Source organism: Calditrichia bacterium (assembly GCA_020634975.1).
GTDB lineage: Bacteria > Calditrichota > Calditrichia > RBG-13-44-9 > J075 > JACKAQ01.
The window spans coordinates 92,346-117,702 of sequence record JACKAQ010000002.1; the positions used below are offsets into that span (position 1 = coordinate 92,346).

The 25,357-nt window shown below is 51.6% G+C and carries 14 protein-coding genes; all 14 read right to left on the bottom strand.

Annotated features, from left to right (window positions below):
* Positions 1–33: 33 nt before the first annotated feature.
* The gene (locus H6629_14615; protein MCB9069027.1) at positions 34–2,376 is read right to left on the bottom strand and encodes a heparinase II/III family protein; all 2,343 of its coding nucleotides are present in this window, start codon (positions 2,374–2,376) and stop codon (positions 34–36) included.
* Entirely contained in the window at positions 2,373–4,004 is a 1,632-nt protein-coding gene (locus tag H6629_14620; protein ID MCB9069028.1) for a hypothetical protein, read from the bottom strand. The genes H6629_14615 and H6629_14620 overlap by 4 nt, the downstream gene beginning before the upstream one ends.
* Before the next feature lie 12 nt (positions 4,005–4,016).
* On the bottom strand, positions 4,017–6,011 hold the full coding sequence (locus H6629_14625; protein ID MCB9069029.1) for a 9-O-acetylesterase: 1,995 nt from the start codon (positions 6,009–6,011) through the stop codon (positions 4,017–4,019).
* Between the two features lie 9 nt (positions 6,012–6,020).
* A complete protein-coding gene (locus H6629_14630) occupies positions 6,021–7,916 on the bottom strand; it encodes a T9SS type A sorting domain-containing protein (GenBank protein MCB9069030.1) in 1,896 nt (631 codons plus the stop codon).
* 282 nt (positions 7,917–8,198) lie between these two features.
* The gene (locus tag H6629_14635; GenBank protein MCB9069031.1) at positions 8,199–10,880 is read right to left on the bottom strand and encodes a DUF4957 domain-containing protein; all 2,682 of its coding nucleotides are present in this window, start codon (positions 10,878–10,880) and stop codon (positions 8,199–8,201) included.
* Positions 10,881–10,945: 65 nt separating this feature from the next.
* The gene (locus H6629_14640; GenBank protein ID MCB9069032.1) at positions 10,946–12,361 is read right to left on the bottom strand and encodes a T9SS type A sorting domain-containing protein; all 1,416 of its coding nucleotides are present in this window, start codon (positions 12,359–12,361) and stop codon (positions 10,946–10,948) included.
* A gap of 135 nt (positions 12,362–12,496) precedes the next feature.
* On the bottom strand, positions 12,497–14,017 hold the full coding sequence (locus H6629_14645; GenBank protein MCB9069033.1) for an outer membrane protein transport protein: 1,521 nt from the start codon (positions 14,015–14,017) through the stop codon (positions 12,497–12,499).
* Between the two features lie 38 nt (positions 14,018–14,055).
* Positions 14,056–15,027 (bottom strand): PorV/PorQ family protein, encoded by a 972-nt coding sequence (locus H6629_14650; GenBank protein MCB9069034.1) that lies wholly within the window; start codon positions 15,025–15,027, stop codon positions 14,056–14,058.
* Between the two features lie 10 nt (positions 15,028–15,037).
* Positions 15,038–17,278 (bottom strand): T9SS type A sorting domain-containing protein, encoded by a 2,241-nt coding sequence (locus tag H6629_14655; protein ID MCB9069035.1) that lies wholly within the window; start codon positions 17,276–17,278, stop codon positions 15,038–15,040.
* A 62-nt stretch (positions 17,279–17,340) separates the two neighbouring features.
* Positions 17,341–20,196, bottom strand: a complete 2,856-nt coding sequence (locus tag H6629_14660) for a TonB-dependent receptor (GenBank protein ID MCB9069036.1) — start codon at positions 20,194–20,196, stop codon at positions 17,341–17,343.
* Between the two features lie 55 nt (positions 20,197–20,251).
* Positions 20,252–21,007, bottom strand: coding sequence for a 2-dehydro-3-deoxy-D-gluconate 5-dehydrogenase KduD (gene kduD / locus H6629_14665; GenBank protein ID MCB9069037.1), 756 nt, complete (start codon positions 21,005–21,007; stop codon positions 20,252–20,254).
* Between the two features lie 71 nt (positions 21,008–21,078).
* The gene (locus H6629_14670; protein ID MCB9069038.1) at positions 21,079–24,027 is read right to left on the bottom strand and encodes a T9SS type A sorting domain-containing protein; all 2,949 of its coding nucleotides are present in this window, start codon (positions 24,025–24,027) and stop codon (positions 21,079–21,081) included.
* 178 nt (positions 24,028–24,205) lie between these two features.
* The gene (locus H6629_14675) at positions 24,206–24,460 is read right to left on the bottom strand and encodes a hypothetical protein (GenBank protein MCB9069039.1); all 255 of its coding nucleotides are present in this window, start codon (positions 24,458–24,460) and stop codon (positions 24,206–24,208) included.
* A complete protein-coding gene (locus tag H6629_14680) occupies positions 24,457–25,335 on the bottom strand; it encodes a hypothetical protein (protein MCB9069040.1) in 879 nt (292 codons plus the stop codon). Before H6629_14680 ends, H6629_14675 begins: the two co-directional genes overlap by 4 nt.
* Positions 25,336–25,357 lie beyond the last annotated feature (22 nt).

Consider the following 25,357-nt stretch of genomic DNA (forward strand, 5'->3'; position numbering starts at 1 on the left):
TCGCAGGAATCTCCCGCACGGGATTATGAAATGTCAAAACACTAATTGCTTGATTTCATTTGACTTAAGCTGGACAATCTCATGCGTTTTCTGAAGCTCAGTTGATTGCGAATTACCGGAAATTTGCACCTGGTTTTCCATTCGGGAAATGATGCGAAGGTCCCATTGTTGTTGCGGCGTTCGTCGCAAAATCAGGTCAACCGGTGATTCAAACGCCATTGTTTTGTCTGCAGTTTTGAACCGTTGCACCGTTAAAAAAATGATCGTATCGCCGGATTTTTGCAAAACTATTGCTGCGTCCGATTCAAATGTATCAACTTTTTGAAGATTCTTGCCCGGATTTTTTTGAATTTCCCAATCATTTGCCACGATTTTTCCCGGCGATTCTGCCATTGAAACCGATTCGCGATAGCTGGCAAAGGGGAATAGCAGCGTTGTAAAAGCTATTTCTGTTGTCTCTTTGATTGAAAAAACTGCGTGCTGTTTGCCGTCGCGACCGCCGAAGTCGATCCGGTAATTCGCCGGATTCAATTGCACGATGTCCAGTCCACTGCCGTCGGGAAATGTGGATCGCAGCCAATCACCATCTTTTTGTACGGTATATTTGCCCTGCCAGATTTGTTGAAAATCGTGCGGCGCATTTCCCGAAAAACGATCCCGCACAATCCAGAAACCGTCTTTCACGAACAAAATTTCCCGCGAATATGCCACGCCGAGTGAATCGAATCCGTCATGCGTTCCGGCAAAATAATCAAAATCTGCTGTGGTTTGCCATGCGGTAACTGTGGATTTTGGTAAAATTCGCCATTTCCCGAACCCGGATTTCCCGCTGTTTTGCCGCCAGCCTCGCCCGAGCGGAATGCTGTCCGCCAACGCCACATTTTTCACCCACGAATTTTTCCAGTAGCGATAACCCGGAATATTGTAGTTTACCTGATAATTCGGCAAAATTTCGTGCCCGTTGGCAAACGCAGTGATGCTTAGCGCTTCACCGTGTTGGTGATCCGGTTTTTTCGCGGAAATCCCGGCGGAGATGGTCATCTGTGCGCCGGTTTCGTGCCAGCCGTTGCGCATTACAAAATAGCCGGTTTCCGGCAGATCGACCGATCCAACTGTTGGCGACGCACTGTTCATCGCATCAAATCGTGCCAGTTGCTGCTCCCGCAACAGCCAGAAAATAGCATCCGGCAACGCATCACCGGCAAAATATTTGTAAACCGGATCGTCAAACAGCAGCGTGCCGATGGCCATTACACCGTCAATTGGGTTGTTTTCGGCATACGGGCGATCGGTGTCATCCTGCAGCACGGGCGTACGGCGATTCGGCTGTGCGATGTTTACCAGCGCATCGAACATTTTCCGGAATCGCGTGACATATTCATCCGGAAGTTGAATCCCGTTCAATTTGGCAAGCTGATACACTCGGAAATAATTTTCGATATCGCCGTTGTGATAGTGCACCGACCGCTCAAATTGGAACCCGTCGTCGTTTACTTCCTTTTTCAAATGCGCCAGCAATCCGGCAATTGCCTGTTGCTGCCACTGCGCCGCATCGCGAAAATCCGGGAAAACCGCGGCAATTTCGAACAGCGCCACCAATCCGCGGGTGTGGTGATTGCCGTAACTGAAATTTTCGGTGCGCTGCGCCAATTGTGCGGCGTGGTGCAGCATGGTTTTCAGAAATTGCAATTGCTGCGTGTCGCCGTAAATTTCGCTGCCCAAATACATGTGGTGACAAAACAGCCAGTTTTGCACCCGTTTTCCGGCGCGAAATCGTTCGTAAATGCCGTTTCCGGCATCGTCATATTTTCCGGCTGCAAAGGCGCGATTGAGATCGGCAATCTGCCGCACAAAATAATCGGGATAAACCGGATTTTGCTGCTCGTAATAAAACATCAGCGCCATATCGGCAGATTTTTGCTGGCGGGCGAGATGCCGCAATTCATACGCCGAAACCGAGTCGCCGGTCAAATCAACGAACGGCAGTTGCCAGTGCGTTTCCGGCGCGAAATGGGTCGTCTGGTATTCGGCAAGTTTGGCGTGCCCGTTGCGATTGCCGGGATAGCGGCGTTGGTAATCCGCGAACCGAGCTGCCACATTGCGCCAATCAAAAAAATAGCGTTTCGTTGATGCGTTTCGCAGATGTTCGAGCAGTTTTGCGATCGCCGAATCCGTATTCCCCGTATCGCGCAATTCGAGGATTGTTTGCAATTCAGGCGCATCAGCTCGCAACAGCGACAGCAATTCCGCATCGCTGAGCAACCGATTTGCCGGCACAGTTTCGATAGGCGAATCTGCCGTTGCTGTTGAAACGCAGAAAGAAATAATCAGCGCAGCTATTTTCAAAAAATATAGATATTTGCGACGTTGTATCATTCCGACTGCAACCGTTTCGAAAGTTGAAATTCATACAGCGACGGCACCGCAATTCCGGTGCGATTCACGCCCTCAAAATAGGTATTCGGACCGTATTCGAGCTTCACCGGACGGTTGGCTGAGAAACCAACAAATCGTGCAAATGGTCCGTCCTTTATCGGTTTGATGACCACGGAATCCTGCGCGATGTTGTCCGCAAATGTTAATTGAATATTCCAGAATGTGTTGAATTTTCCGTGGGTCGGTTTCCAATATCCGGCGCCGCCGTGCATAAATAAATCGAGCGGATTTTCGTTTGCGGAAATGCGGATGTTGTCGAACAAATTCTGGTGATTGGTGCCGCAATGCTGGTCGAGAGAGGGCGTTTGCAGGATGTCCACATCTGTGTAAACGCTGCCTTTTGAGAAGGTGTTGAACGAAATGGAATGCTCTGTCGGGCAATCAACGGTCATGTTTTTGACCAAAAAATGGTTCACTTTGCCGACATGCGTGGTGTAGTGGGTGCGCCGTCCGCTGAATTTGATGTCGGTGATGGTTACGTTGGCGCAATCGTCGCTCAAAATGGCGTTGTCCGTGTTTACAAAATGCACGTCGCGAATCCACGAATGAGCGGTGCTGGTCAAATAAATAGCGTTATAACCGTGTTCGAGATGGTGCCCGCCGTATTCGGTTTCGGGGAATTCGATGCGCAGGTGCTCGATGCCGATTTCCGTTTGCACCTCCGCCGGTGCGATGGCGCAATTCCATTCCGCGCGAACATCGTGCAGCAGCGGTTCTTTGATGCGAATGGTGTTGCCATCGATTTCGGTGATGGTCACGAGTTGCTGAATCAGTTCGCGTTCGGGATTTTCCCAATGCCGTTCGCCGATGCGGAAATCGCCTTCGCCATACATATGCGTCAGCAGCGACGATGTTTCGCCGAGCGGATTGAACCACAGTAATTTCACCAAATCACCGGATTGCAGCGTTTCAGTTGATGCGGCAGTGAAATTGTGTTCGCCGCGTTTCCCGTTCTCGATGTGCGTGATAATTGGCGTCGGTTGGTCATTTTCTTCGAGATACGGGTAAATCCGTTTGCCCGGCATGCGCGTCCAAATGATGCCGCCCGTCCACGAAAACGGCGAAAACAGCTCGCCGGATTTCACCCGTTTGTCGTATCGCACCAGATATTCGTTCAGCTCCGCCAGTCCCTCTGCCAGCGGCATGTCTTTCATCGGAATGGGGAGGTAAATGGTGGTGCCATTGTTGCCGCTGCCGGAACCCTGCAACACAAAATTGCTGCGGTCGATATACAGCATTTTCGACAGAATGAATTTTCCGGCGGGAAATTTCACTACCGCCACGCCCGGCTGTTCGTGTGCCGCCGCCACAGCTTTCAAGATGGCGTCGGAATCGTCCAGTCCGTCATCGGGAATCGCGCCAAAATCTGCAATATTGATGGTTGCGGCGTGATCCGGCAGCGATTTTTCACCCCAGTGATATCCGGCGAATGAAAAATCGGGCAGATATACTTGCGTATCGGAGAGAATTTCCGGCGTCCATTGTTGTTGCGATTGCGTTTCGCCGCACGACATCAACATCGCAGCGCACAGCGCCAAAATGATCCACATTGATTTGAAAATGTTCACGGTGTCAACCTGTCAGTTTTGTTTTTTGGTGATGCCATCCCAATCATCGGTGCGGAATGGCGATGCAGGTAAGTTGCTGTTATTTATTAAATTGCAGTCGGGATCAGATGCCCAGCCATAGCGCACCGCAACGGGTTCGGCGATTGCCGGGTGCCATACTTTTACGCGATTGTCGGCGATTGCCGCTTTCGCACCTTTGAAATTTTTGTCGCTACCGGAAATGGCAAAACCGGTGAGCGAATCGCCGTTGGCGCGCAGCCCGTCTGCGAAATCAAATTCGATAAAAATCGCCCCGTTTTCAACGGAATTTCCGCGATACAAGGGGCCGGAATATGGTACGGATTGTTGATAATTTTTGTTGAGCGCGATGAGCGCGAGCCGTCGCCCGACTTCCTGTTTATTTTTTGGATGAATGTCGTCCGGATTGCCGATGTCGATGGTCACCGCCATGCCGGTGTTCGGCAAATCGAGCGCCATTTGCTGCGCCTCGCGCAGTTCTGCCCACTTGCTTTCAAAGGGTTGCGGATCGGGTTGGTAAAAATTGGCGATCTGCACAAAATAGAATGGCAACGTCGGTTCGTCCCATTTTTCGCGCCAGTCGGTGATGCACCTGCGGAACAATTCGCGATAGCTAAATGCCTGTGAAATATTACTTTCGCCCTGATACCAGATCACCCCCCGAACCGGGAATTTTGTCAACGGTGAAACCATCGCGTTGAATAAAACGGTGGGACGTTTGTGCAAATAGGGGCGTTTCGGCGCCGGGGATTCGCTATTATCCAACGCAATTTCAAAACGCCAGTCACCCGCCAGCGGAATCGTGTCAATCGCCGGAGAAGCGAGATACAGCTGATCCGCCGCACCCCAAATACCGCCGCGACTGCCGACATCCAGCACCCGGACGGCAATGGTATTTTCGCCGCTGTGCAGCCAGTTTGCCGGAACGCTGTATCGCGTCGGGTGATTGCGTTTCAGGTGTTCGCCGGCTTTTTTGCCGTTCACGAAAGTGATGTCAAAATCGTCGATGGTATCGAGATTGAGCACCCAGTCGTCGCCGTTTTCGGGCAACTCAGGAATCGTGATGGTTTTGCGAAACCAGATCACCCCGTCGAATGATTCGTAACCCACGCGATCCCACAAAGTGGGCAATTTCATGGATTTCCAGCCGGAATCGTCGAATTCGGGCTGTGCAAATGCGGTGTCATTCTGGAATCCGGCATCTTTTTCGAGAGTATTTTCGTACCAATTTTTGAGATCGTTTTTGTAGGTTTGCAGGATTTTCTCATCCGACTGCACCGTGCTTTTTTTTGCATCGGCGATGGCATCGCGCAAATTTGCAACATCCGAAAGTGCGGATTCGCTCATCCACGCTTCCACATTTGTGCCGCCCCACGAGGAGTGGATAAGTCCAACAGGAACATTCGTTTCGAGAAAAATATTCCGTCCGAAAAAATAGGCGACTGCGGAAAATTCTGCGATGGTTTCCGGTGAGCAGCGTGACCAGCCGTCGCTTTGCACATCGCTTTGCGGGATTGCCGCCATCGCTTTTTCGACGGTGAACAGCCGGATTTCCGGGTAATTTGCCTCGCGGATTTCCCGCTCAAAATTGTCGATTCGTCCCCAACTCGCCAGCGGCATGTTCATGTTCGATTGACCGGAGCAGACCCACACCTCGCCGATGAGAATATCCTCAAAACGGAGCGATTGCCGCGCGGTCGAAACGTCCAGCGAAAACGGCCCGCCGCTCGATGTTGCCGGAAATTCCACCGCCCATTCGCCGTCCGGCGATGTGGTTGCGGTTTGCTGCTGTTCGGCAAATTCAACGGAAACGGTTTCACCCGGATTTGCCCAACCCCAAATCTTGATCGGCTTGTCCCGTTGCAAAACCATGTGGTCGCCAAATAATTTGGGCAACTGCAAATCGCGGTTCTGGCTGCAGGAAATCAGCAGCAAAACGATCGCAAACAGGACCAATTTTTTGCAAAAATCTTTTGGGGGAAGTATCATTTTTCGACCTTATTTCAGCAACATCATTTTACGGGTTTGGCTGGCTGCGGTGCTGTTCAGGCGATAAAAATAAATGCCGCTGGACATGTCCGCTGCTTCCCAAATTACCGAGTGCAATCCCGTTGATTTGATGCCATCGACCAGCGTTTGGACGAGCCTGCCGGTTACATCGAACACCTGCAATTGCACGACGTCGGTTTTTGGCAGCCGGAAACTGAGCGTTGTAGTAGGATTAAATGGATTCGGATAATTTTGATAAAGCTCTGTTTCTTCTGGAATTAGCGGATTCGATTGCCCCTGATCTTCGTCGATGCCGGTGAGCACGCCGCCGCGTTCGGCAAGTTGCGCAACAAACAGCGATCGCGGGTTCAGTCCCGGCTGATTGCTGCCTTCGATGTAGCCTTCCGGCTCAGCAAACGAGTTCGGCGGCTTTTGTCCGGTGATGTATCCGGCGCAGCCGATGGCGTAATTTTGGGCGGTTGGCGGTTGCTGGACGTGGATTTCCGCACCGTTCACATCGCAATTCCAGGTGATCGAATGCGCGGCAGACCAGCCGTGGCTGGTGCCAAAATAGCCGCGATTATACAACCCGATACGCCGGGGATTGTAGCCCGATCTCGGTCCGTCCAGTTCCCGGTGATTGTCGTAAAGCAAACCCTGGCTCCAGCGGCGATGCCCTTCGCTGCCGGCGTATGCGCCTTCCGATGTGCAATCCAAAAACACAATGCCCGATGCGCGACTGTTGCCATTTGATACATAGCTGTGCCGCCCAAAACTGGCGTGGCAATTTTGGAAAAGAATCAATTGCGATGCGCTGTATGCGTTAAAATTATAGCGTCGCTCGCCGTCGATGAGCGACACCGGATCGATCGCCCGGCAGTTGTAAACCGTGACACGCGTTGCGGTATTTGTGTAAACGCCGGAATGCCCGAAATGCAAAATTGTGCAGTCGCGAACCCAGGCATCTTCGACGGTGTGCAGATAAATGCCGCTCCACGCATGATTTTCATCGGTGCCGCCGGCGGTTTCGATATCGATCCGCAAATCTTCGATCCCGATGTTGGTTTTGAGCAAATTGCGGCTGTATTTGTAAATATATGATTGCGATAGCGCCCGGATCAACGTGTTGAATACCGGGGCATCGATGGTAATTTTGTTGCCGTTAATTGCGGTAATATATCGATTAAAAACAATAGGTTGGCTGTCCACTTCCCAGGGAATATCCTCCGGTTCCGATCCCGGCTCGCCGGAATGCGTGCCGCCGTAATCGATGGCTGCCAGCCACGCTTCGGTGCAGGGGTGAACAATCACGATGTTGTCTCCAACGGCGTATGGCGAAGCGTCGCTCACTTCAAAAACGCGATCGCCGACAAAAACGGTGTCTGTGGTGATGTTGCGAGTGGTTGCGGAAACCGAATCGCGCCAAAGCGTTGAGGACGCGCCACCGGCGATGATCACATCGCGTTTGCCGGGAATGTTGCCGGTCGCGTGGAGAATGGTGTTGCTCGCCGGATCGTCGCCGTCACCGACGCCGCGCAGCACCACGCCATCCGCGTTGATCCGCAAATTGAAGCGAATCTGGTAAATGCCCGCCGTCAGCAGCAGCGCACCGCGAAAACCATTGGTATCCTGCGGCATCGCCGAAACGGCATCGATAGCTGCTTGCACATGAGCTGTGTTGTCGCCGGAAATGGGGGAGATGCTCATCACGGTCGGCACATTTGGCAGCGGCTCGTTGCTGTTTTTGTATCCCGCGTAACTGAAATCCGGGATGCGGTTGCCCAGCGAATCAGCGACGTAAACCAGTTTGCCGTCGTTGCCAAAATACACGATTTCCGATTGCCAGGTTTGCGCCTGCAGCGTCCCCACAACCGCGATGATTATCGTAAAAAACAGGCGTTTCATTGTTCTCTCGTTGGCGGTTAAATTCGTAAAAATTGTTGCCGCAGAGGCACAGAGCACGCAGAGGATTTTACTGTATGAATAGGTATAATTTTAACTTTTCGAATAGGAATCTCATGCATTCGCAGGAGTGACAGATTGTCTTTCCTTTGTCATTCCTGCGAAGGCAGGAATCTCATGTTCATGAAAGTTAATGACCAATTACAGCTAATAAGTTCTCAGTGAACTCCGTGCCTCTGTGGCATCCTTTGTTAAATTTTCCGGATTATCAATTGCATTATACAATTATTTTAATAACAACAGCTTACGTGATAGAATTTTTCCGCGAAATTTCAATTGATACACATACACGCCGGAGGCAAAATTCACAGCGTTCCAGCGTACGGAATAGCTGCCCGGTGCGTGAAATTGATCGACGATTGTGGCAACCTGCGATCCGTCGATCGCATAAATTTTCAGAGAAACCTGCCCGGGTTTTTCGATCGCGTAACCGATGGTCGTTTCCGGGTTGAAGGGATTCGGGTAATTCTGGAATAACGCAAAACCGGTTGCCGGTTCGATGCCCGGATCATCCCCGATGCCCACAGTTTGCGACGCCCAGCGCAGGTCGCCGAGTGTTTTGCCATCGCTGGCCAAACCGGCGAGCGGCGTGCCGTTCGGGAGCATAAAATTGCCGTTCGACGGATCGGCGTATTGCGGATCGATCCCGACCATTCCGGTACCGATGCCCGCGCTGCGATTGGCAATTACCGGACCAACGTTGAACGTATCGCAATAGCTAATTGTGGCAACCAGCCCTTCGATAATCACGGCTGCGCTGTCCGCCGGACTGTTGCTGAAAATGCTGTTCTTGATTTGCGCGGCATCGCAATCTTTCGCGTAAACGATGCCCGTTCCGTCGCTGCCGCAATTGTCAAACGTGACGTGATCGATGCGCAATCGCGGTTGCGGTGTGAATGGCACCTGATCGCCGCCATACACAAAAATTGCCTGTTTCGCGATATTCCAGAACGTGCAGTTGCTGAATTCCAGCCAGTCCACATTGAATTCGCTGCTGCCGATGGCTTCGTCTTTGAGGCTGATGCCGATACCGGCGGCATCGGAAAACAGGCAGTTGCTGAACACAATCGAATCCGCGAACGTGCCGGGATAGGCGTAAAAAAAGCTGCCGTCGCTGCCGTCGTTGACATCGCGGAACAGGCAATTTTCGGCTTTCAAAATGTAATTGCGGTTCATCGGCGCATCAGTTGTTCGGATGAGATGCGTTGCCGGCGTTGCGCTGCCGGACATGCCGTCCAGTTCCAGATCGCTCAGATAAAGTTTGCCGCCATCGATAATTTCAAAAATGGTGCGCGACGTTGCACCCGCTGCCGTGTTGCGGATCACCGGACGATCGGTGCTGTCCGCCGCGCGGATGGTCAGCGCAACGGATACCGCGATGTTGCCGTCGTTGGGAAATTCGCCGGGCAGGAGTTCGAGAATATCGCCGGGCAAAGACAGTTGCACCGCATCCGAAAGCGCGTTGGCTCCCGGCGCAACCTGTTTCACGGAAATCGAGAGCGGATACCAATCCGCACCGGTGTTTTCACCGGAAACCGGGCGAATGAGGATCGGCTCTGCGGAAAATTCATCCGCGCCGATGTCTTTGGCTGCATCGCGTGGTTGACCGTCCACGTCGTTTGTAACGTCCGGGTAATTGCCAACCGCCGCATCAATCAGCGGACTGGTATTTTCCGGTCGCCACAGCGAATCAATGGCAAGTACCAATTGCGGATCGACAGCGGTTATGCCGGGATTGGCATCGATGCCCAGCGGCGAGCCGAACATCACGTTACCCTCGTATTGCATGTTGACCGGCGTGTCCTCGTAATCGATAATCTGTCCGCTGTTGGTCGTGTAAATCACGTTATTGGCAATCATGCAGTCGAGCGGTGGTAGCGATAACTCGCTATCTTTTCCCGCGCCGACCAAAATCGTGTTGCGGCAATTCACAAAAGTATTGAACATCACCAACGCACGTTTCACCTGAAAATAGCGGTTCAGCGGTGAATTCGGCACGCCATTCATAAAAACAAGCGGGCTGTGATAACCGCTGCCGTATAAATCCTGGAAATAGTTGTTGTAAACTTTGTGGTCCTCACCGATGATGCGCACGCCGCCCGCGCCGGTGTTGTTCGCACCGAAAAAGAAGTTGCCGTAAACCTCTGCAAAATTGCCGTGGCGCAGCGTGAGAATCCCGTCGCAATTGTAAAAAGTGTTGTAACGGAAGGTGTTGTGACCGGATTTGTTGGAAATGATTTCGGTTTCGCCGTTGCATTCCTCAAAATAATTGTATTCAACGGTCGTGTAGGAATCATACATCGACCAGTCGCTGGTGCCGATGCGAATGGTCTCGCCGCCGTTGAAACCGAGTTCCGGACGGAAGGCAAAATAGTTGTGATCGATCCGGTGATAATTCGGCGTATTCGACAACCAGACCACCAGCGTTGTGCCGGAGTGGGTTTTGTTGCGGAAATAGCAGTGATCGACGCGGTTGTTTACGCCATACAGCGACACCCATTTGTAATCTGTGTTGATGTTCGATGGGTTGTAATCGACGATGACCGTGTTGGTCAATCGCGAGTGGTTGGCGAGATTTCCGCTGTTTTCCCGAAATTCAATGACCGAACCGGAGGGACGGCTGCCGCCTTTGAAATACAATCCGGATACAATCAGGTAACTCCCGGCAATGCGCAATCTGGACGATCCGTTGAGCAACACGCGACCGGGCGTTTCTGCCCGCAGCAAAATGGAATCGCCTTCCGTTCCATTGGCTTTGAACAGGATTTCTGCGTTTGTCCAGATGCCGTTGGTCATCGTGATCGTATCGCCGGGCTGAACTTGCTGCAGCGCCGCGGAAATTTCGGAAGGCGTCGAAGCCCAAAATTCCTCCGCGATCAGCGAAACGGGTAACAGCAACACAGCCATTATCCATAATTTTCCAAAAAAGCGGGAACGCCCGGAGGCGCTCCCATGTGCACAAATTTCATTACTCATTTCAGAAGCATCATCTTTCTGGTTTCGGATGTTACGCCGTTTACATCCAGTCTGTAAAAATAAACGCCGGAAGTCAGACCGCTGGCATCGAACGTTACTTGCTGTTCACCGGCTGACTGGATTTCGTTCACCAATGTGGTTACTTCCGCACCGGTGATATCGAAAACGCGCAGCACAACCGCGCCGTTTTTCGGCAGAAAATAGCTGATCACCGTTCCCGGGTTGAAAGGGTTCGGGTAATTTTGGCGCAGATAAAATTCGACTGGTGTGTTGAAACGATCATCGTCGATACCTACCGCATCGCAGTTGCCTGCCCAGCGTTGATCGCTGATCGCCACGCCGCCAAAGCCTTTGTTGCACACTTGCGAATTGTTGGCAAGGGTGTAATCCAGATTTCCGGGATCGGCGTAATTGGGATCGTATCCATAAACTGTGGATGAATCGACCGTGCCGCCTTTGGTTGCGCTGATGCGACCGGAACCGGGCTCCGGCGCTGTAAACGAATTCACGTTGAACGTATCGATATGGCTGACAACCGAGCCGAGTTCCTGAATTTGTAAAACATAATCATCGCGACCGTGACCGGATTCCCGGGAATTGGTTACCAGAATATTCCGGGCGATTGTACCGCGATTGTTTTTCACAAACATCATCCGGGTTGCGCTGGCGTTGACGGTCAGGTTTTCGAATAATGCGTAAGCATCTTGGGTGCTGGTGTCCAGATCTGCATAAAAACGGATGCACTCGGCATCGATATTTGTGAATGTGCAGTTGCGAACAATCAGCGAATCGAGTGCGCGATCGATGGGATATTTTTCCGTTTCGGAGATGCGGATCGCTTCGTATCCGGTGTTGGCGAACGAGCAATCTTCGATGCGAATCGTTCCGGCATCCACGCCTGTCAAAAAGTAAAATCCGTGACCATCTTTCGATAAGTCTTTGTCTTCATAAAAGTTAACGAAATCGCAATTGCGAATGGTTACGTTTAAACCGACTTTCGGCTGCGGGAATCCGTCCGGACCTTCGCCGACGCGAATGGCGTATTTCATGCCGTGGGTTGCCGGGTGTCCGCCATCAAAAATGACACCTTCCACAACAAAATCATTGTGAACGCGGAAAATTTCCAACTGGGTGCCGTTGGCGTCGCTGTGGGTGAGGATGGGTTTATTGGTCAATCCCGGTGCCGCAACAATGGTTAACGGGTGTTTAACTTGAAAATAAACCGTATCGGTGGTGGTGTACACGCCGCCATCGGTCACCAAAACCAACGAATCGATCATATTGTTGAACGCAAAATCCATAGCCAATTTGAAATCGAACTGATCGTCCACTTCAATTTTGCTGGCGAATAGCGGGTTTGCAAACATCAGCAGTATCATGCTGATAAAACCTGTTATCGCTAATTTCTTCATAATGCCTCCTGGTTTATTAAATGTGAGTAGATACAATTCATGAATTGTATCTACCATTATCATGAATTGTATCTACCATTATCATGAATTGTATCTACCATTATCATAAATTGCATTTACCCATTGCTGTTACAATCAAAATTGATACGCGTAACCGAGATAAAAATTATTCAACGATTCCTGCACATAATTGGTGTTGCTGTAATAGGAATCGTGGTAGCGCAGCCGGCGCCATTCGTATGCTGCGTCGATGCGACCGAGATTCCACAATTTCAAACTGGCGCCGAAAGAATAGCTATCCGATGCGGGACCTTCGTCGTCGAAAGCTGCGCCGTCGGGAACAAACGTTACCGGCAAGCTGCGATAGCCACCCATCACCGAGAGAAATTCCGTCGCGCGATATTCGATGCCAAATCGCAGTGCCCGGTAATCTGCCCATTTCTGGAACAATGAGTCCATCGGCTGGCTGGTCATCCGGTAATCGGCATCGCCGTATGGCGCGATATCGATGTCCATCGCAAAAGTAAAATTATCCACCGGCGTAACACTCAGCCCGAGCTGGAAAGTTGCCGGAACATCAATTTCATCGGTGCCACTGCTGTTAGTTGTGGTTGCTGTGCCAATTCCGCTGTTCACAGTTTCGTTGGTTGACGCTAATTGCCAGTCCCGCGCAATGGTGTAGGGCAGCCCGATTTTGGCACCAACGTTAAATCGCTGGAATTTCAACAACATGCCCAAATCAAAACGGGTTGCGCTAAAATCAGATTTTCCAGTGGTTTGTGTGGTGAGCGTATCGTATGAAAACCGGAATTTATTGTTACCGACCAGATCAAAATATCCCACTTTGTCGAGCAATTGGCGGTCGTCGGTTTCGGCAGACATGACGTTTACGGCAACGCCCAGTTCCAGCATTTTGAACGCCTGAACCGCAACCGCGCCGTTGATGTTGGTAACATTTCCGTCCCGTTCGCGCAAAAAGCGATGCCAGTTAAAGCTGACCGTATCCGTTGTGGTACCAACCGGCGGATTGCCGTAGAGATTGAAACCGATATGCGGATCGAGATAGGTATCGTTGCGATCGAAATCGTCGATCAGAATATTTTGCGAATATCCCGCAGCGACAACCAGTTGACGTCCGCCCAATGCGAATGGCATTGCCGCCATCACATTATTCAAGCCGGATTCGCTGAGTTTTTGTTTCCAGTCCGCAGCTTCGTCGCTGAAAGGATCGAGCCCCATATCCGGTTCGCGGATCTCGTACGTCACCGAATCGAAACCGAGCGTTCCGGCCAATTCGTGATCCCACATGCCGTTGTATCGCGCTTCGGGCGTGTACAGCCCTTCCAGATAAAACGGCAGCGTTTGGTAAATGCGGTTGGGGCGATATTCCTGATTTTCCTGCCAACTCCGGCTTTGGGATATCGAACCGATGGAAAGCTGCAACGAAGTGATGCCTGCCAAACCGGCCGGATTACGGAACAGATTGCCCAAATCACCGGAAAGCGCGGTAGTTGCACCGCCCATCGCCATGGCTTTGACACCCACATCCTGCGGCGTTGCCAATCCCTGAAAAGCCAGTTGATCTCCGCGACGCTGGGCAAAAAGGGATACTGTCACCAGCAATGTTGCTAAAACGATAAATACTTGTTTGTTCATGGTTTATGACCTCAATTTATGTCGCGCCTTGCCCACCGTTATTGTAAAGAAAGTCCCACCGAAAACCGGTGAACGCCGCTTAACAGATCGCCGTAATCGTTATACGAATAGTCAAAACGATAGCCTTTGTAATTCATGCCCATGCCGAGGGCAATGCCTTCTTCATCGTAATTCATTTTGTAGCCGCCGCGCAAAAACAGCAGATTGCTGAACCCGTATTCCAGCCCGACGTTGTATTGCTGGTCGTAATCGCGCGGTTGAACCATGTCGAATGCGACCTGAACCGAATGCGTTTCGGAAATGGTGCCGAGATTGGCGGACGGTCCCATCAAAAAGCCGCTGATGCCGATGTTGAAGGTTTGCGGCAGCGGAAAATCTTTATCGATAAACGCCACATTTTGCCCGAAATGGCGCACCGCCGCGGAAATCTGCACCGTTCGGAAACCGGTGTTGTAAATCAACCCGCCGTCAAAAACCACGGCGCTGGCGCTTTCCAGCCACAAATCTTCCCGGACAAATTTGGCGGTGATGCCAAATGAAAATTGTTCAGTCAACGATCGCGCCCACGAAACGCCGAGAACCATCGCGCCCGGCGAAAATGTGTTACCGGTCAGTCCAGGCATGTACACATCGTTTTCGTTGAAACCGAGTTGCGAAACAGTGGTTTCTTCAATTTCTCCGACATCCGTCAGCAAAGCCTGAAACCCCAAAACGCCCCAGGTTCCGGCATTCCAGCCGATCGCCAGCGAGGTATGTTTTACATCAAAAAAGTAATCCATGTATGATGCTTCGACATCGAACCGGCGAACGGTCGTCAGCGCTCCGGGATTCCAGAATACCGCATCCGCGCCAAAAACGGCAGCGGAATACGCCTCACCCATGCCGGTGGAGCGCGCGCTCATGCCCACTTTCAGAAATTGAAAAGAGGTGGTGCCCACTTTTTCAAATCCGAAAGCAAGGGTTGTTATCAAAAGCCCTAAGCTTATAATTTTATTGAAATTGGTGATCATGATGATCTCCTCACTTGATTACCACAAATTTGCCATGCGTTTGTTTGCCTTCCGGAGTGGTGACCACATAAAAATAGACGCCGGAGGCAATTTCCTGATCGTTACGGGATGCCTGAAACCATGCGACAGAATACACCGGTGTGTTGTGTTCGATCGTTTCGATCAACTGTCCGGCGTATGAATAAATGCGAATGGTGCATTCCCGGGGGAGTCCGTAAAACCCGATTTGTCCGGCGGTTGCGCCGCCGCCGCTAAATCCGGAGGAAATGCGGAAGGGGTTGGGAACGGCGTAAATTTTATCACCCTGTTCCGGGCTGAAATTATCCACCGATCCGATATTTTTTTCAAATTCCACAATATTGGTGCGACCGCTGGTGTTGCCGTTTTCATCGACCGAAATCACCGAATAAAAGCGTTTTTCGCCCACTTTGAAATTTTCATCGGTATCGATGAATTCATAAATATCGTCGCCGGTGACAGCGCCTTTTTGGAGCGTGCCGATCAATTCCCACGGTCCCATTCCGGCGATGCTCCGGTAAATCTGGAATTCCTGCAAATCGCCCATCAAACGGGGATGGGTAAATGCTTCCAGATCGCGCGTCCAGCGAATGCGAACTTCTGCGCTGACCGTATTTTCGATCGTATAATTCGGGGCAGGGAAGGGGACGGGAATTTTATAGCTGCCGTCTTTCGGATAATCTTCCGGCCACACCGGCAGTTGCGGTTCTTCGCCGAGATACGCCGTAAACGCTTTGTGGGCAACCTGGGTAACGTTGCGAACGTCGCTGTTAACATAATCCGGGTAACCGTATTCCGTGAGATAGTTTTCAGTCATCACTTCGCCGTCAATTGTGTAGCGGCGATCCAGCGATGGCGTGTTTGCCCACTGCGTGATGGTTTGTCCGCCCTCGATGCGTTTGCCGGGCTGCGCGCCGTAACCAACTACTTCGGCAAGGGCGTATTCCAGTTTGTCACCGTGATTGAGGGTGTACGGTCCGAAAACGATGTGCTTTTGTCCCGCATCCGCGCTTTGGCGATAGGGATACGCGGCACGTCCGATCCAGCGCGGGCTCGGCGGCTCCGGCCAGGTGGTGCTGCCGGGGGCATATCTGCCGCTCCAGCGGTTGTCCGGATTGATCGATTCGACCATCATTTTGGAGCTGCGGGTGTTCCCGGTGCTCACTTTGTTCGACCACGGCTGTTTGATGCGCAGGTTTTCCGACAATTCGTAATATTCGCCAAAATTGGTGCGTAAAATTTTCACCGCTTCGGATTCATTTCGCGAAAGATCGAACGGATCGACAATCGCGAGATGAGTGGTATCGTATTGCAACATCGCCATTCCCGGTGCCTGCGGACTGGTGAGTGCGCCGCCGTTCAAACCGGTTTCGGCAAATTGCCGGAAAAGCTCTTTGTTCGGCTCCGGTTTTGCGATCTGGTTTTCGCTGCCGGTTCGCAAATTCATATTGAAAGACAGCCAGTAATCCGCGTCCCAAAAACCGTTTTGGTCTCCGCGATAAATACCGCCCTCATACAGCCATTCCTGATAATGGCGCTGATAGCCATACATCGATGGCGCCCAACCGTAAATGAATAATGGCATGAAATCACGCAGTTGCTCAGTTTGCTCGATGGTGCTTTCGTCGCCGTCTGTATCTCCGGTGTATTCGAGGGTGTATTCGTAAATGATCATATCATCGTAATCGGGATAGCTCCACGCCCGCGATGTCCGGGTGACGGTTACGCCGATAGGCGTTGCCCATTTCGCGATGATAATTTCTTCCGCTTCATCCGGGTTGTAATCCGGGTTAATGCTGCCGTCATCCAACAGCGGGAAATTCTCGATTTCCACGAGCGACAACGGATAGCTCCAGACATTCACGGTAACTTCCGCCTCGCTGGCGCCGATGCCGCCGCAAAAAGCATACATCCGGTTGGCAAGTTCCGGTTTGCTGGCGAGGTTGGCAGCCATATACATGCCGCCGCCGAGAATATTGTGTTGACCGCTGTAATCCAGCCCCTGCACAATCGTTGCGGAGCGGGACGGCCATTCCATCAACGGGAAAGAAGTCCGGTTGCCCTGCTCTCCGGTTTGCCAGCCGCGCCCGATTTCCCCGGTGTTGAACACGGTTTCGTGCAGCATGCCGCGATCGTGAATACGGAAATCCCGGAAACCCTGCGCAACCATCGCCGGACTTACCGAAACGATCAACATCAGGATCAGTGCAGCCGTTTTTGTTAAGGTTTTCATTCTGTTATCTCCAAAAATTTCTTTCGTTTTCCGCATGACATTTTCAAATCGTTGATCCGAAATCAGAATCGCAGATACATGCCAAAGCGATAATGGCGCGGTTGATTGGCAACCAGATACACGCCCCGGCTGGTGTTGTACGGATCGTTCTCGTATTCAGTCAGGAAAATGTCGTTTCGCAGATTCCAGTCTTCCGCGGTTTCTTTATCGCCGAATGCGCGGGAATATGAAAACACACCCTGATTGAGCAGGTTGAACGCTTCGAAATAGAGATTAAACTGCTGTTTCTGAATGACAATCCCTTTTTCGATGCGCATTTTCCAATCTTTTTCATTGGGCGTGCGTTGGTTAAATTGCAAGCCCTGACCGGTGTTGTCGAACGTGTACGGACGTCCGGTCATGTATCGGAAAGTGGTGCTGAATTTCATTCTGCCAAACGGGTGATAGCCCAACACGGAAAAAAAGTCATCTTCATTTGTGTTAAAGCGCAGGTTGAAAACCGCTTTGTGGGTTCGGTCGAAGTTGAGATACACATCGCCGAGTGCCGGCAGGTTTTCGGTAAACAGCGCGCCGTCTAATCCGGCTTCCTGAAAGGTGAGTGGTGCATCCAACGTATTCGGGCGATTTGCGGTTGCAGTTTCGTAATTATAGCGGACATATCCGTTAATAAATCCGCCGGTTTTTTCGAAACTGATGTGAAATCCTTTGATGTCCGCATATTCCCGGTTGACAAATGTTTGGTAGGAAACATCCTGAAAATCTTTGTAAATGGCATCCTGAATCAAATTGGTAACATCTTTATAATATGCGCTGACATCCAGCCGGACATCCTCGGTGATGCCCTGCACCAAACCGAAATCGTATGAATTGGTTTTTTCCGGTTCCAACAGCGGATTGCCCAAATACACAATACCGTTGCTCGAATTTACCTGATTGTAAAACACCTGGTTAAAGCTGGGACGCTGGGTAAACGTGCCGTAATTCAGGTGAAAAACAGAGTTTTCGGAAACGGGGAAAGAAACGCCCACACGCGGTTGAACGATCACTTTCATATCCACATTTTCAACGGCGTCGGGATCGCGGAACGGGGCGTACGGATTTTGAAAAAAGGTGGTTTTGAGATCGTAAAAATCGACCCGCATACCAGCGTTGGCAATCATGCCGGAAAATTCCATTTTATCCTGAATAAAAAATGCGCCTTCGATGGGGAAGTTGCGGAAATTCAGATTCCGGAAGTTGCCGGGTGTGGACAAGCTTTGTTTCATATCCACATTCAGATCGTAATAGGAAAACTGCAATCCGGCTTTCAGCAGGTTGAAGCGGTTGATCTGGCTGCTCAAACTGGCATCGAGATTGAAGGAATGCACTTTTTCATCGCCGTAATCGTCCTCCGGACGACCAACGCGGTGATTGGATGGCGCAGTGTAATCCACCCAGTTGGTGTTGTTCGAATAATCTTCGATAAATTCGCCGTCATCCAGCAATTCGATGCGCTGTTCGGTGAGCAAATTCAGCGATTTCATCCGCAAATCCATGTAAGTTGAATTGCTGAAAACGTGGTTCCAGCTAAACCCGAACTGCTGCGAAACCGAATTTTCTTTGGCGATACTCAGCGTCCGGTCGAACATCCAGCGCAGATACGCGCTGCCGATATCGTTGCGGAACTGGCGATCGTAAATATATTCAAATTTTATTTTGTCCGACACGCCGAGCTGATAAGTGATGTTCCCGACAAATTGGCGATCGATATCCGCCTGTGTGGTCGGAATAATTGGCGAGATAAAATTTTGCCGGGTGGCAAAAAAGAGCTTCGCTTTTTTTGAAATCGGTCCGCCGGTGGAGAAATCGAGCCGGGTATCGTATCGGTTATCGTAATCCATTCCGACGCCGCGAACTGCCTGCATCCACAAAATTTGCGAAATCCGGGCAACGCGCAGCGAATCCTGATGGGTCAGGTTGCGCGGCGGCCACACATTAAACGGCGGCAAATATGTGGGTCCGAAACCGTAGCTGATATCATACAACGGATTCCCGTCGATCGGGTCCGGTTGCAGCCATTGTTCGAGATCCATCAGCAAATTGTAAAATTGCAAATATTGGGCATCGTAAATGCTGCCGGCTTTCGGGTCGTCCCCGGTGCCTGTCCATGTTTTGTAATATGGCAGGTTGGACGAAACTTCCATCCGGCTGTTCCATTTGTTGCCGCCCTCTTTGGTGACCATATTCACCACGCCGGATTGGGCATTGCCATATTCCGCGCTGAAACCGCTGGTGTAAACTTCCACCTCCTGCAGCGCAGTTGTGATGGGACGAAACGCGCGCGAACGGTTGAGCGGGTTCACAATGCTGCTGCCGCTGACGAGATACAACGCCTCGCCCTCGCGTCCGCCGCGGAAGTTTTCGCCAACCACATCCGCCTGCAAAGAAAGAATATCCGTCACATCCGTTACACCGGCGATGCTCTGAATTTCTTCTACCGTATAGGATTGTTTGGTGGCGGTAACATCTTTCTCAACGCCGAGCGGTTTGTATGCGGTTACCAACACTTCTTCGGCTTCCACAGATTGAGTGGCCAGCTGAAAATCCAGCCGGGTGGTTTTGTCCACTTCAACCCGCACTTTTTGTTTCACCTGATCCTGATAACCAACGTAAATCACCCGAACGTTGTAAACGCCCGGTCGCAAATTGAGGATGAAAAAGAATCCGTCCACATCAGATGCGGCGCCGGATGGCGTGTCCAATTCCACAATTTCTTCGCCGTCCCATCGGGATTCGACGACGACGTTTGCGCCAATCAGCGCTTCGCCGGTTTCGCTATCGGAAATTTTGCCGGAAATTTTACCGGTTTCGCCGGCAAAAATCCCGAGAGATCCGCCCATCAATAGCGCGAGACACCACAGTATTTTTCGCACTATCATAAACTGTCCTCCCGGTTATGTTGAAAACACATTGAACTTGACCTCTGTTTATGGGTTAACGCGCCATCCACCCGCCGTCCACGGTGAGCAAATGCCCGTTTACATAATCTGATGCTTTTGATGCGAGAAAAATAGCCACACCCGCCAGATCTGCCGGTGTTCCCCAACGTTCCGCCGGAATTCGTGCGCTGATCGCGCTGTTCCGTTCCGGATTTTCCCGCAGCGCTTTGGTGTTGTCCGTAACCATGTATCCGGGTGCAATTGCGTTAATGCAAATGCCATCCTTTGCCCATTCGTTTGCCAAAGCTTTGGTAATTTGCGCGACCGCGCCTTTGCTGGCCGCATACGACGGCACCGTAATGCCGCCGGAAAAACTGAGCAGCGAAGCGATGTTGATAATTTTGCCATAATTCCGTTTCATCATATCCCGAGCGCAAAGCTGGCTCAAAAAGAACACGGTTTTGGCATTCAGATCCATCACGTCGTCCCAATCTTTTTCCGAGAAATCGATAGCCGGTTTGCGGCGGATAATCCCGGCATTGTTGACCAAAATATCCACTTTGCCGAAATTGTCCAGCGTGGCGTTAACCACCTGTTCCATCACTGCCATTTGGGAAAGATCGCCGTGCAACGTGAGCACTTTGCGACCCATTTTGCGAATTTGTGATGCAACTTCGTCCCTTTCGCGGTGATCAACCAGCACAATATCTGCGCCGGCGCTGGCAAGCCCCAACGACATGCCGGAACCCAAGCCGGTGCTGCCACCGGTGACAATTGCTGTCTTTCCTGATAAATCAAACCAATTCATAATAGTCACATTTTGTTTAAATATCGCGTCGCTGCCAACCGTACGGCAGCGACGCGATGGATGGAAAATTCAGATTATTTCATCAAAATCATCTTCTGGATTTTTACAAAATTTTCAGCTTCGAAACGGTAAATGTAGATACCCGTGGCAACGGAACTGCCCAGATCATTTCTGCCATCCCACGCTATTTTGTAAAATCCGGGTTCGAACGATTGGTTGGCGAGTGTGCGCACTTTTTGTCCGAGAATGTTGTACACTACCAGCGAAACAACGCTCACCTTCGGCACCTGGAAATTGAAATTGGTGCTCGGGTTGAACGGGTTCGGGTAGTTCGGGCTGATATCGAACACTTTCGGCAACGCCGAATCGTTATCGATGCCGACCATCAGTTTGAAGATTGCCGTAACGGATTTGTGCCCATCCATCGTCAGCGAATCCGGGTTGTTATTGCCGGTGAGATCGCCGGTCCATTCCAGAAATTCCCAATTGGCTTCCGGAATTGCGGTTAACGTGACCACTGTTCCCGGATCGTAAGTTAAACCGATCGGCGGGGGGCTGAGGGTTACGCTGCCGGAATCGACAACCGCAACTGTCAGAGAAACGGTAACCGGCGTGTTGGTTGCCCAATTCAAATCGCCGATGGCTTCGCCGTCCGAGCCGAGCCCGTACAGGTGCGAAGTTGGCAGCAAGGTGTAATTCAGGCTGTCTGCGGCTTCGTATTGCGGATCGATGCCATACAAAAATTCCTCAGCAACCGTTGCGCCTTTGGTGCCTTTGATCGGCACGGGCAGCACGTTGAAAGTATCGATGTGGGTAATTGTGGAGCCGTTACCCTGAATTTCCATGATATCCGCATCGCGACCGTGACCGGATTGGCGACTATTGGAAACGATGATATCGCGAACCACTGCGCCGCCGCTGTTTTTCAGGAAAAATACCCGGGTGGCGGAATTGTTGATGGTGATGTGCTCGAGAAATACCGGCGCATCGGCAGTCAGCGTATCGAGATCGGAGTAGTAACGGACGCATTCCGCATCGATATTCGTGAATGAACAGTTGCGGATAATCAGCGAATCCAGCGCGCGATCGGTCACATATTTTTCCGTTTCGGAGATGCGGATTGCTTCATAACCGAAGTTATCGAAGGTGCAATCTTCAAAACGAATGGTTCCGGCAACCAGATCAACATCCAGTTTGATGGCGTGACCGTCTGCCAGCGGGTTGTTCAATTCGTAGAAATTTTTGAAATCGACATCGATTGCGGTGACATTTGTGCCGGTTCGAACCGAATCTGTGCCGGTGTAATGCCGCAGGCGAATCGCATATTTCATACCGTAGCTGAGCGGATGTGCCCCATCGACCACCACGCCGCGCAGATAAAAATCATCGAAAACGCGAAACACATCGAGGTTGGCGTGTTCGGGATCGCTGTGGGTGATAATGGGTTTTTCCGCCAAACCGTCGGCAGCGACAATCGCGAGCGGTTTCAAAATCGCCACGTCGGAAGTGCTGTAAGAGGTGTAAACCCCGCCGCTGGTCACCAGCCGGATGGTATCAACCGATGCGTTATTGTTGGCAAATTCGACCGCATCGCGCAGATCCCAGGTGGTGTCGATTTCCAGAACGTGGTTGGGCACCACAATTTCCTGGAAAACGGCGGTCACGGCTTTGTCGCCATTCATTAAAATAGATTCCGGGTTGGTGGCGGTTGCCACATCGCCCTGCCATTCGACAAATTCCCAGCCGAGTGCGGCTTCGGCGGTCAACATAACGACGGTGCTGCTGTCGTATGTGCCCAAAACCGGTTCGGGATCGAGTAAAATTGCACCCTGCCCGACGGTGTCGAGTGTCAGCGTGTATTGGGTGAAAATGCTCGCGAAGCTGGCGGTTACCTGCATATTGGAATCGACCGCCACGGTGATGGGATTTTGGGTATCGTTCACATCGCCAAACCATTCCACAAATTCCCAATTGGGGCGGGCGGTTGCGGTGATGGTTACCATCGTGCCCTGGTCATACGTGCCGTTAGCGGACGGCTCGGGGTCGAGCGTCACAAAACCCAAACCGAGCGTGTCGACCGTCAGCGTAACTTGCGGCGCGTTGCTCACAAATGTGGCGATCACGGTCTGATCGCTGTTCATCGTGATGTTCACCGGGTTAGCGTTCGGCGGGAAAACGTTGCCGGTCCATTGCGAAAAATCGTATCCGGGACCGGGAATTGCGGTCATAGTTACCACGGTGCCGGGAGTGTAAATGCCGCCGGGCGGATCGAGCGTAACTGTCCCGTTTCCAACGGTTTGGATATTCAAATAAACTTGCGACGGCAACACTTCCCATCGCAAATCGCCCATTGCGCGACCGTCATCGGCGGCGAGGCGTGCCGGTGAGGTTGCACCGAGGCGATAGTCGTTTTCGGTCGGATTGTTATACAACGGATCGTCGCCGATCATTCCGCTGCCGATGCTGGAGGAGCCGTTGGTTTTCACCGGAAAAACGTTGAAGGTATCGCTGAACGAAATGGTTGAGTTGCCATACAATTCAACCGAAGTGCCCTGCGCACCGCCCTGATTGGTGAAAATCGAGTTTTTGATTTCCACATCGGTAACGTCGCGGGGATACACCATGCGTTTGTTTTCGGCGTAGCTGATCGAATCGAATGTGCAATGGTTGATGCGCACCACCGGATCGCTGAATTCGATGTAAATCGCTTCGCGCCCGATGCGGGTAAAGGTGCAGTTATCCACTTCGACGTATTCGATATTCGGACCGCCGGCGGAAGTGCTTTCGCGGAGGAGCAACCCTTCGTTGCGGGCTTCGTCGAGAATGCTGCGGCGCAAAATAATCGAATCGGCGGAAGTGTTGGCGTGTGCTTTCACAATCGCTTCGGTGAAGTGGCGCATCACGCAGTCTTCAATTTTCAACTGGAAGCGGATGGAATCCGCCGGTGTGTTGATATCCTGCGACCGCACCGCATTTTTGGCGTGGGCGGTAGTGCTGCCGTCGATGCTGCCATCGAGATACAATCCCTGCAGGAACAGCTCGCCGCCGCCTGAATTTCGAACAACCGTGCGCTGGATGCGGCAGCGTTCGTGTTCCGAACGACTGGCATTTGCGCCAAACCTTCGGCAGCGCGAATGGTTAACTTCTTGTTTACAATAATCTTATCTGTGTCGGATGTGATATACAATCCGCCGCTGGTGATCAATTCAATGATATCGCCATCGGCAGCCCCATCGATTGCAGCCTGAATGGTGCCGTCGCCGCCGGTATTTTATGCACTACCGGATCGTTGATGGTGGGGTCCCAACGTCTGTCGCCCATCGATTTTCCGTCATCTGCCATTCCGATGAGCGGGGAGTTGTCGTCGAGTGTGTAATCGTTATTTGCCGGATCAAGATAAAGCGGATCTTCGTTCAGCATTCCTGCGCCGACGCTGGAGGAGCCGTTGGTTTTCACCGGAAAAACGTTGAAGGTATCGCTGAACGAAATGGTCGAGTTGCCATACAATTCAACCGAAGTGCCCTGCGCACCGCCCTGATTGGTGAAAATCGAGTTTTTGATTTCCACATCGGTAACGTCGCGGGATACACCATGCGTTTGTTTTCGGCGTAGCTGATCGAATCGAATGTGCAATGGTTGATGCGCACCACCGGATCGCTGAATTCGATGTAAATCGCTTCGCGCCCGATGCGGGTAAAGGTGCAGTTATCCACTTCGACGTATTCGATATTCGGACCGCCGGCGGAAGTGCTTTCGCGGAGGAGCAGCCCTTCGTTGCGGGCTTCGTCGAGAATGCTGCGGCGCAAAATAATCGAGTCGGCGGAAGTGTTGGCGTGTGCTTTCACAATCGCTTCGGTGAAATGGCGCATCACGCAGTCTTCAATTTTCAACTGAAAGCGGATGGAATCCGCCGGTGTGTTGATATCCTGCGACCGCACCGCATTTTTGGCGTGGGCGGTAGTGCTGCCGTCGATGCTGCCATCGAGATACAATCCCTGCAGGAACAGCTCGCCGCCGGCCTGAATTTCGAACAAGCGTGCGCTGGATGCGGCAGCGTTCGTGTTCCGAACGACGGGCATTTGCGCCAAACCTTCAGCTGCGCGAATGGTTAACTTCTTGTTTACAATAATCTTATCTGTGTCGGATGTGATATACAATCCGCCACCGTCCACCAGTTCGAGAATGTCGCCATCGGCGGCAACGTCAATCGCTGCCTGAATGGTACCGTCGCCGGCGCTCACCGGAGTGACGGTTTGAGCAACGGCGGAGCCAATCATCAACAGAGCAGAAAGGCTTGCCCAAAAGCAAAGCTTGGTAACCATCTTCATCATTAAGGTCCTCCTGTGGATTATT

What these genes read in the sequence shown, in the direction of transcription:
- H6629_14615 (MCB9069027.1), bottom strand. Translation starts at nt 2,376, where the DNA reads ATGATACAACGTCGCAAATATCTATATTTTTTGAAAATAGCTGCGCTG.
- H6629_14625 (MCB9069029.1), bottom strand. Translation starts at nt 6,011, where the DNA reads ATGATACTTCCCCCAAAAGATTTTTGCAAAAAATTGGTCCTGTTTGCG.
- H6629_14630 (MCB9069030.1), bottom strand. Translation starts at nt 7,916, where the DNA reads ATGAAACGCCTGTTTTTTACGATAATCATCGCGGTTGTGGGGACGCTG.
- H6629_14635 (MCB9069031.1), bottom strand. Translation starts at nt 10,880, where the DNA reads ATGGCTGTGTTGCTGTTACCCGTTTCGCTGATCGCGGAGGAATTTTGG.
- H6629_14640 (MCB9069032.1), bottom strand. Translation starts at nt 12,361, where the DNA reads ATGAAGAAATTAGCGATAACAGGTTTTATCAGCATGATACTGCTGATG.
- H6629_14645 (MCB9069033.1), bottom strand. Translation starts at nt 14,017, where the DNA reads ATGAACAAACAAGTATTTATCGTTTTAGCAACATTGCTGGTGACAGTA.
- H6629_14650 (MCB9069034.1), bottom strand. Translation starts at nt 15,027, where the DNA reads ATGATCACCAATTTCAATAAAATTATAAGCTTAGGGCTTTTGATAACA.
- H6629_14655 (MCB9069035.1), bottom strand. Translation starts at nt 17,278, where the DNA reads ATGAAAACCTTAACAAAAACGGCTGCACTGATCCTGATGTTGATCGTT.
- H6629_14660 (MCB9069036.1), bottom strand. Translation starts at nt 20,196, where the DNA reads ATGATAGTGCGAAAAATACTGTGGTGTCTCGCGCTATTGATGGGCGGA.
- H6629_14680 (MCB9069040.1), bottom strand. Translation starts at nt 25,335, where the DNA reads ATGATGAAGATGGTTACCAAGCTTTGCTTTTGGGCAAGCCTTTCTGCT.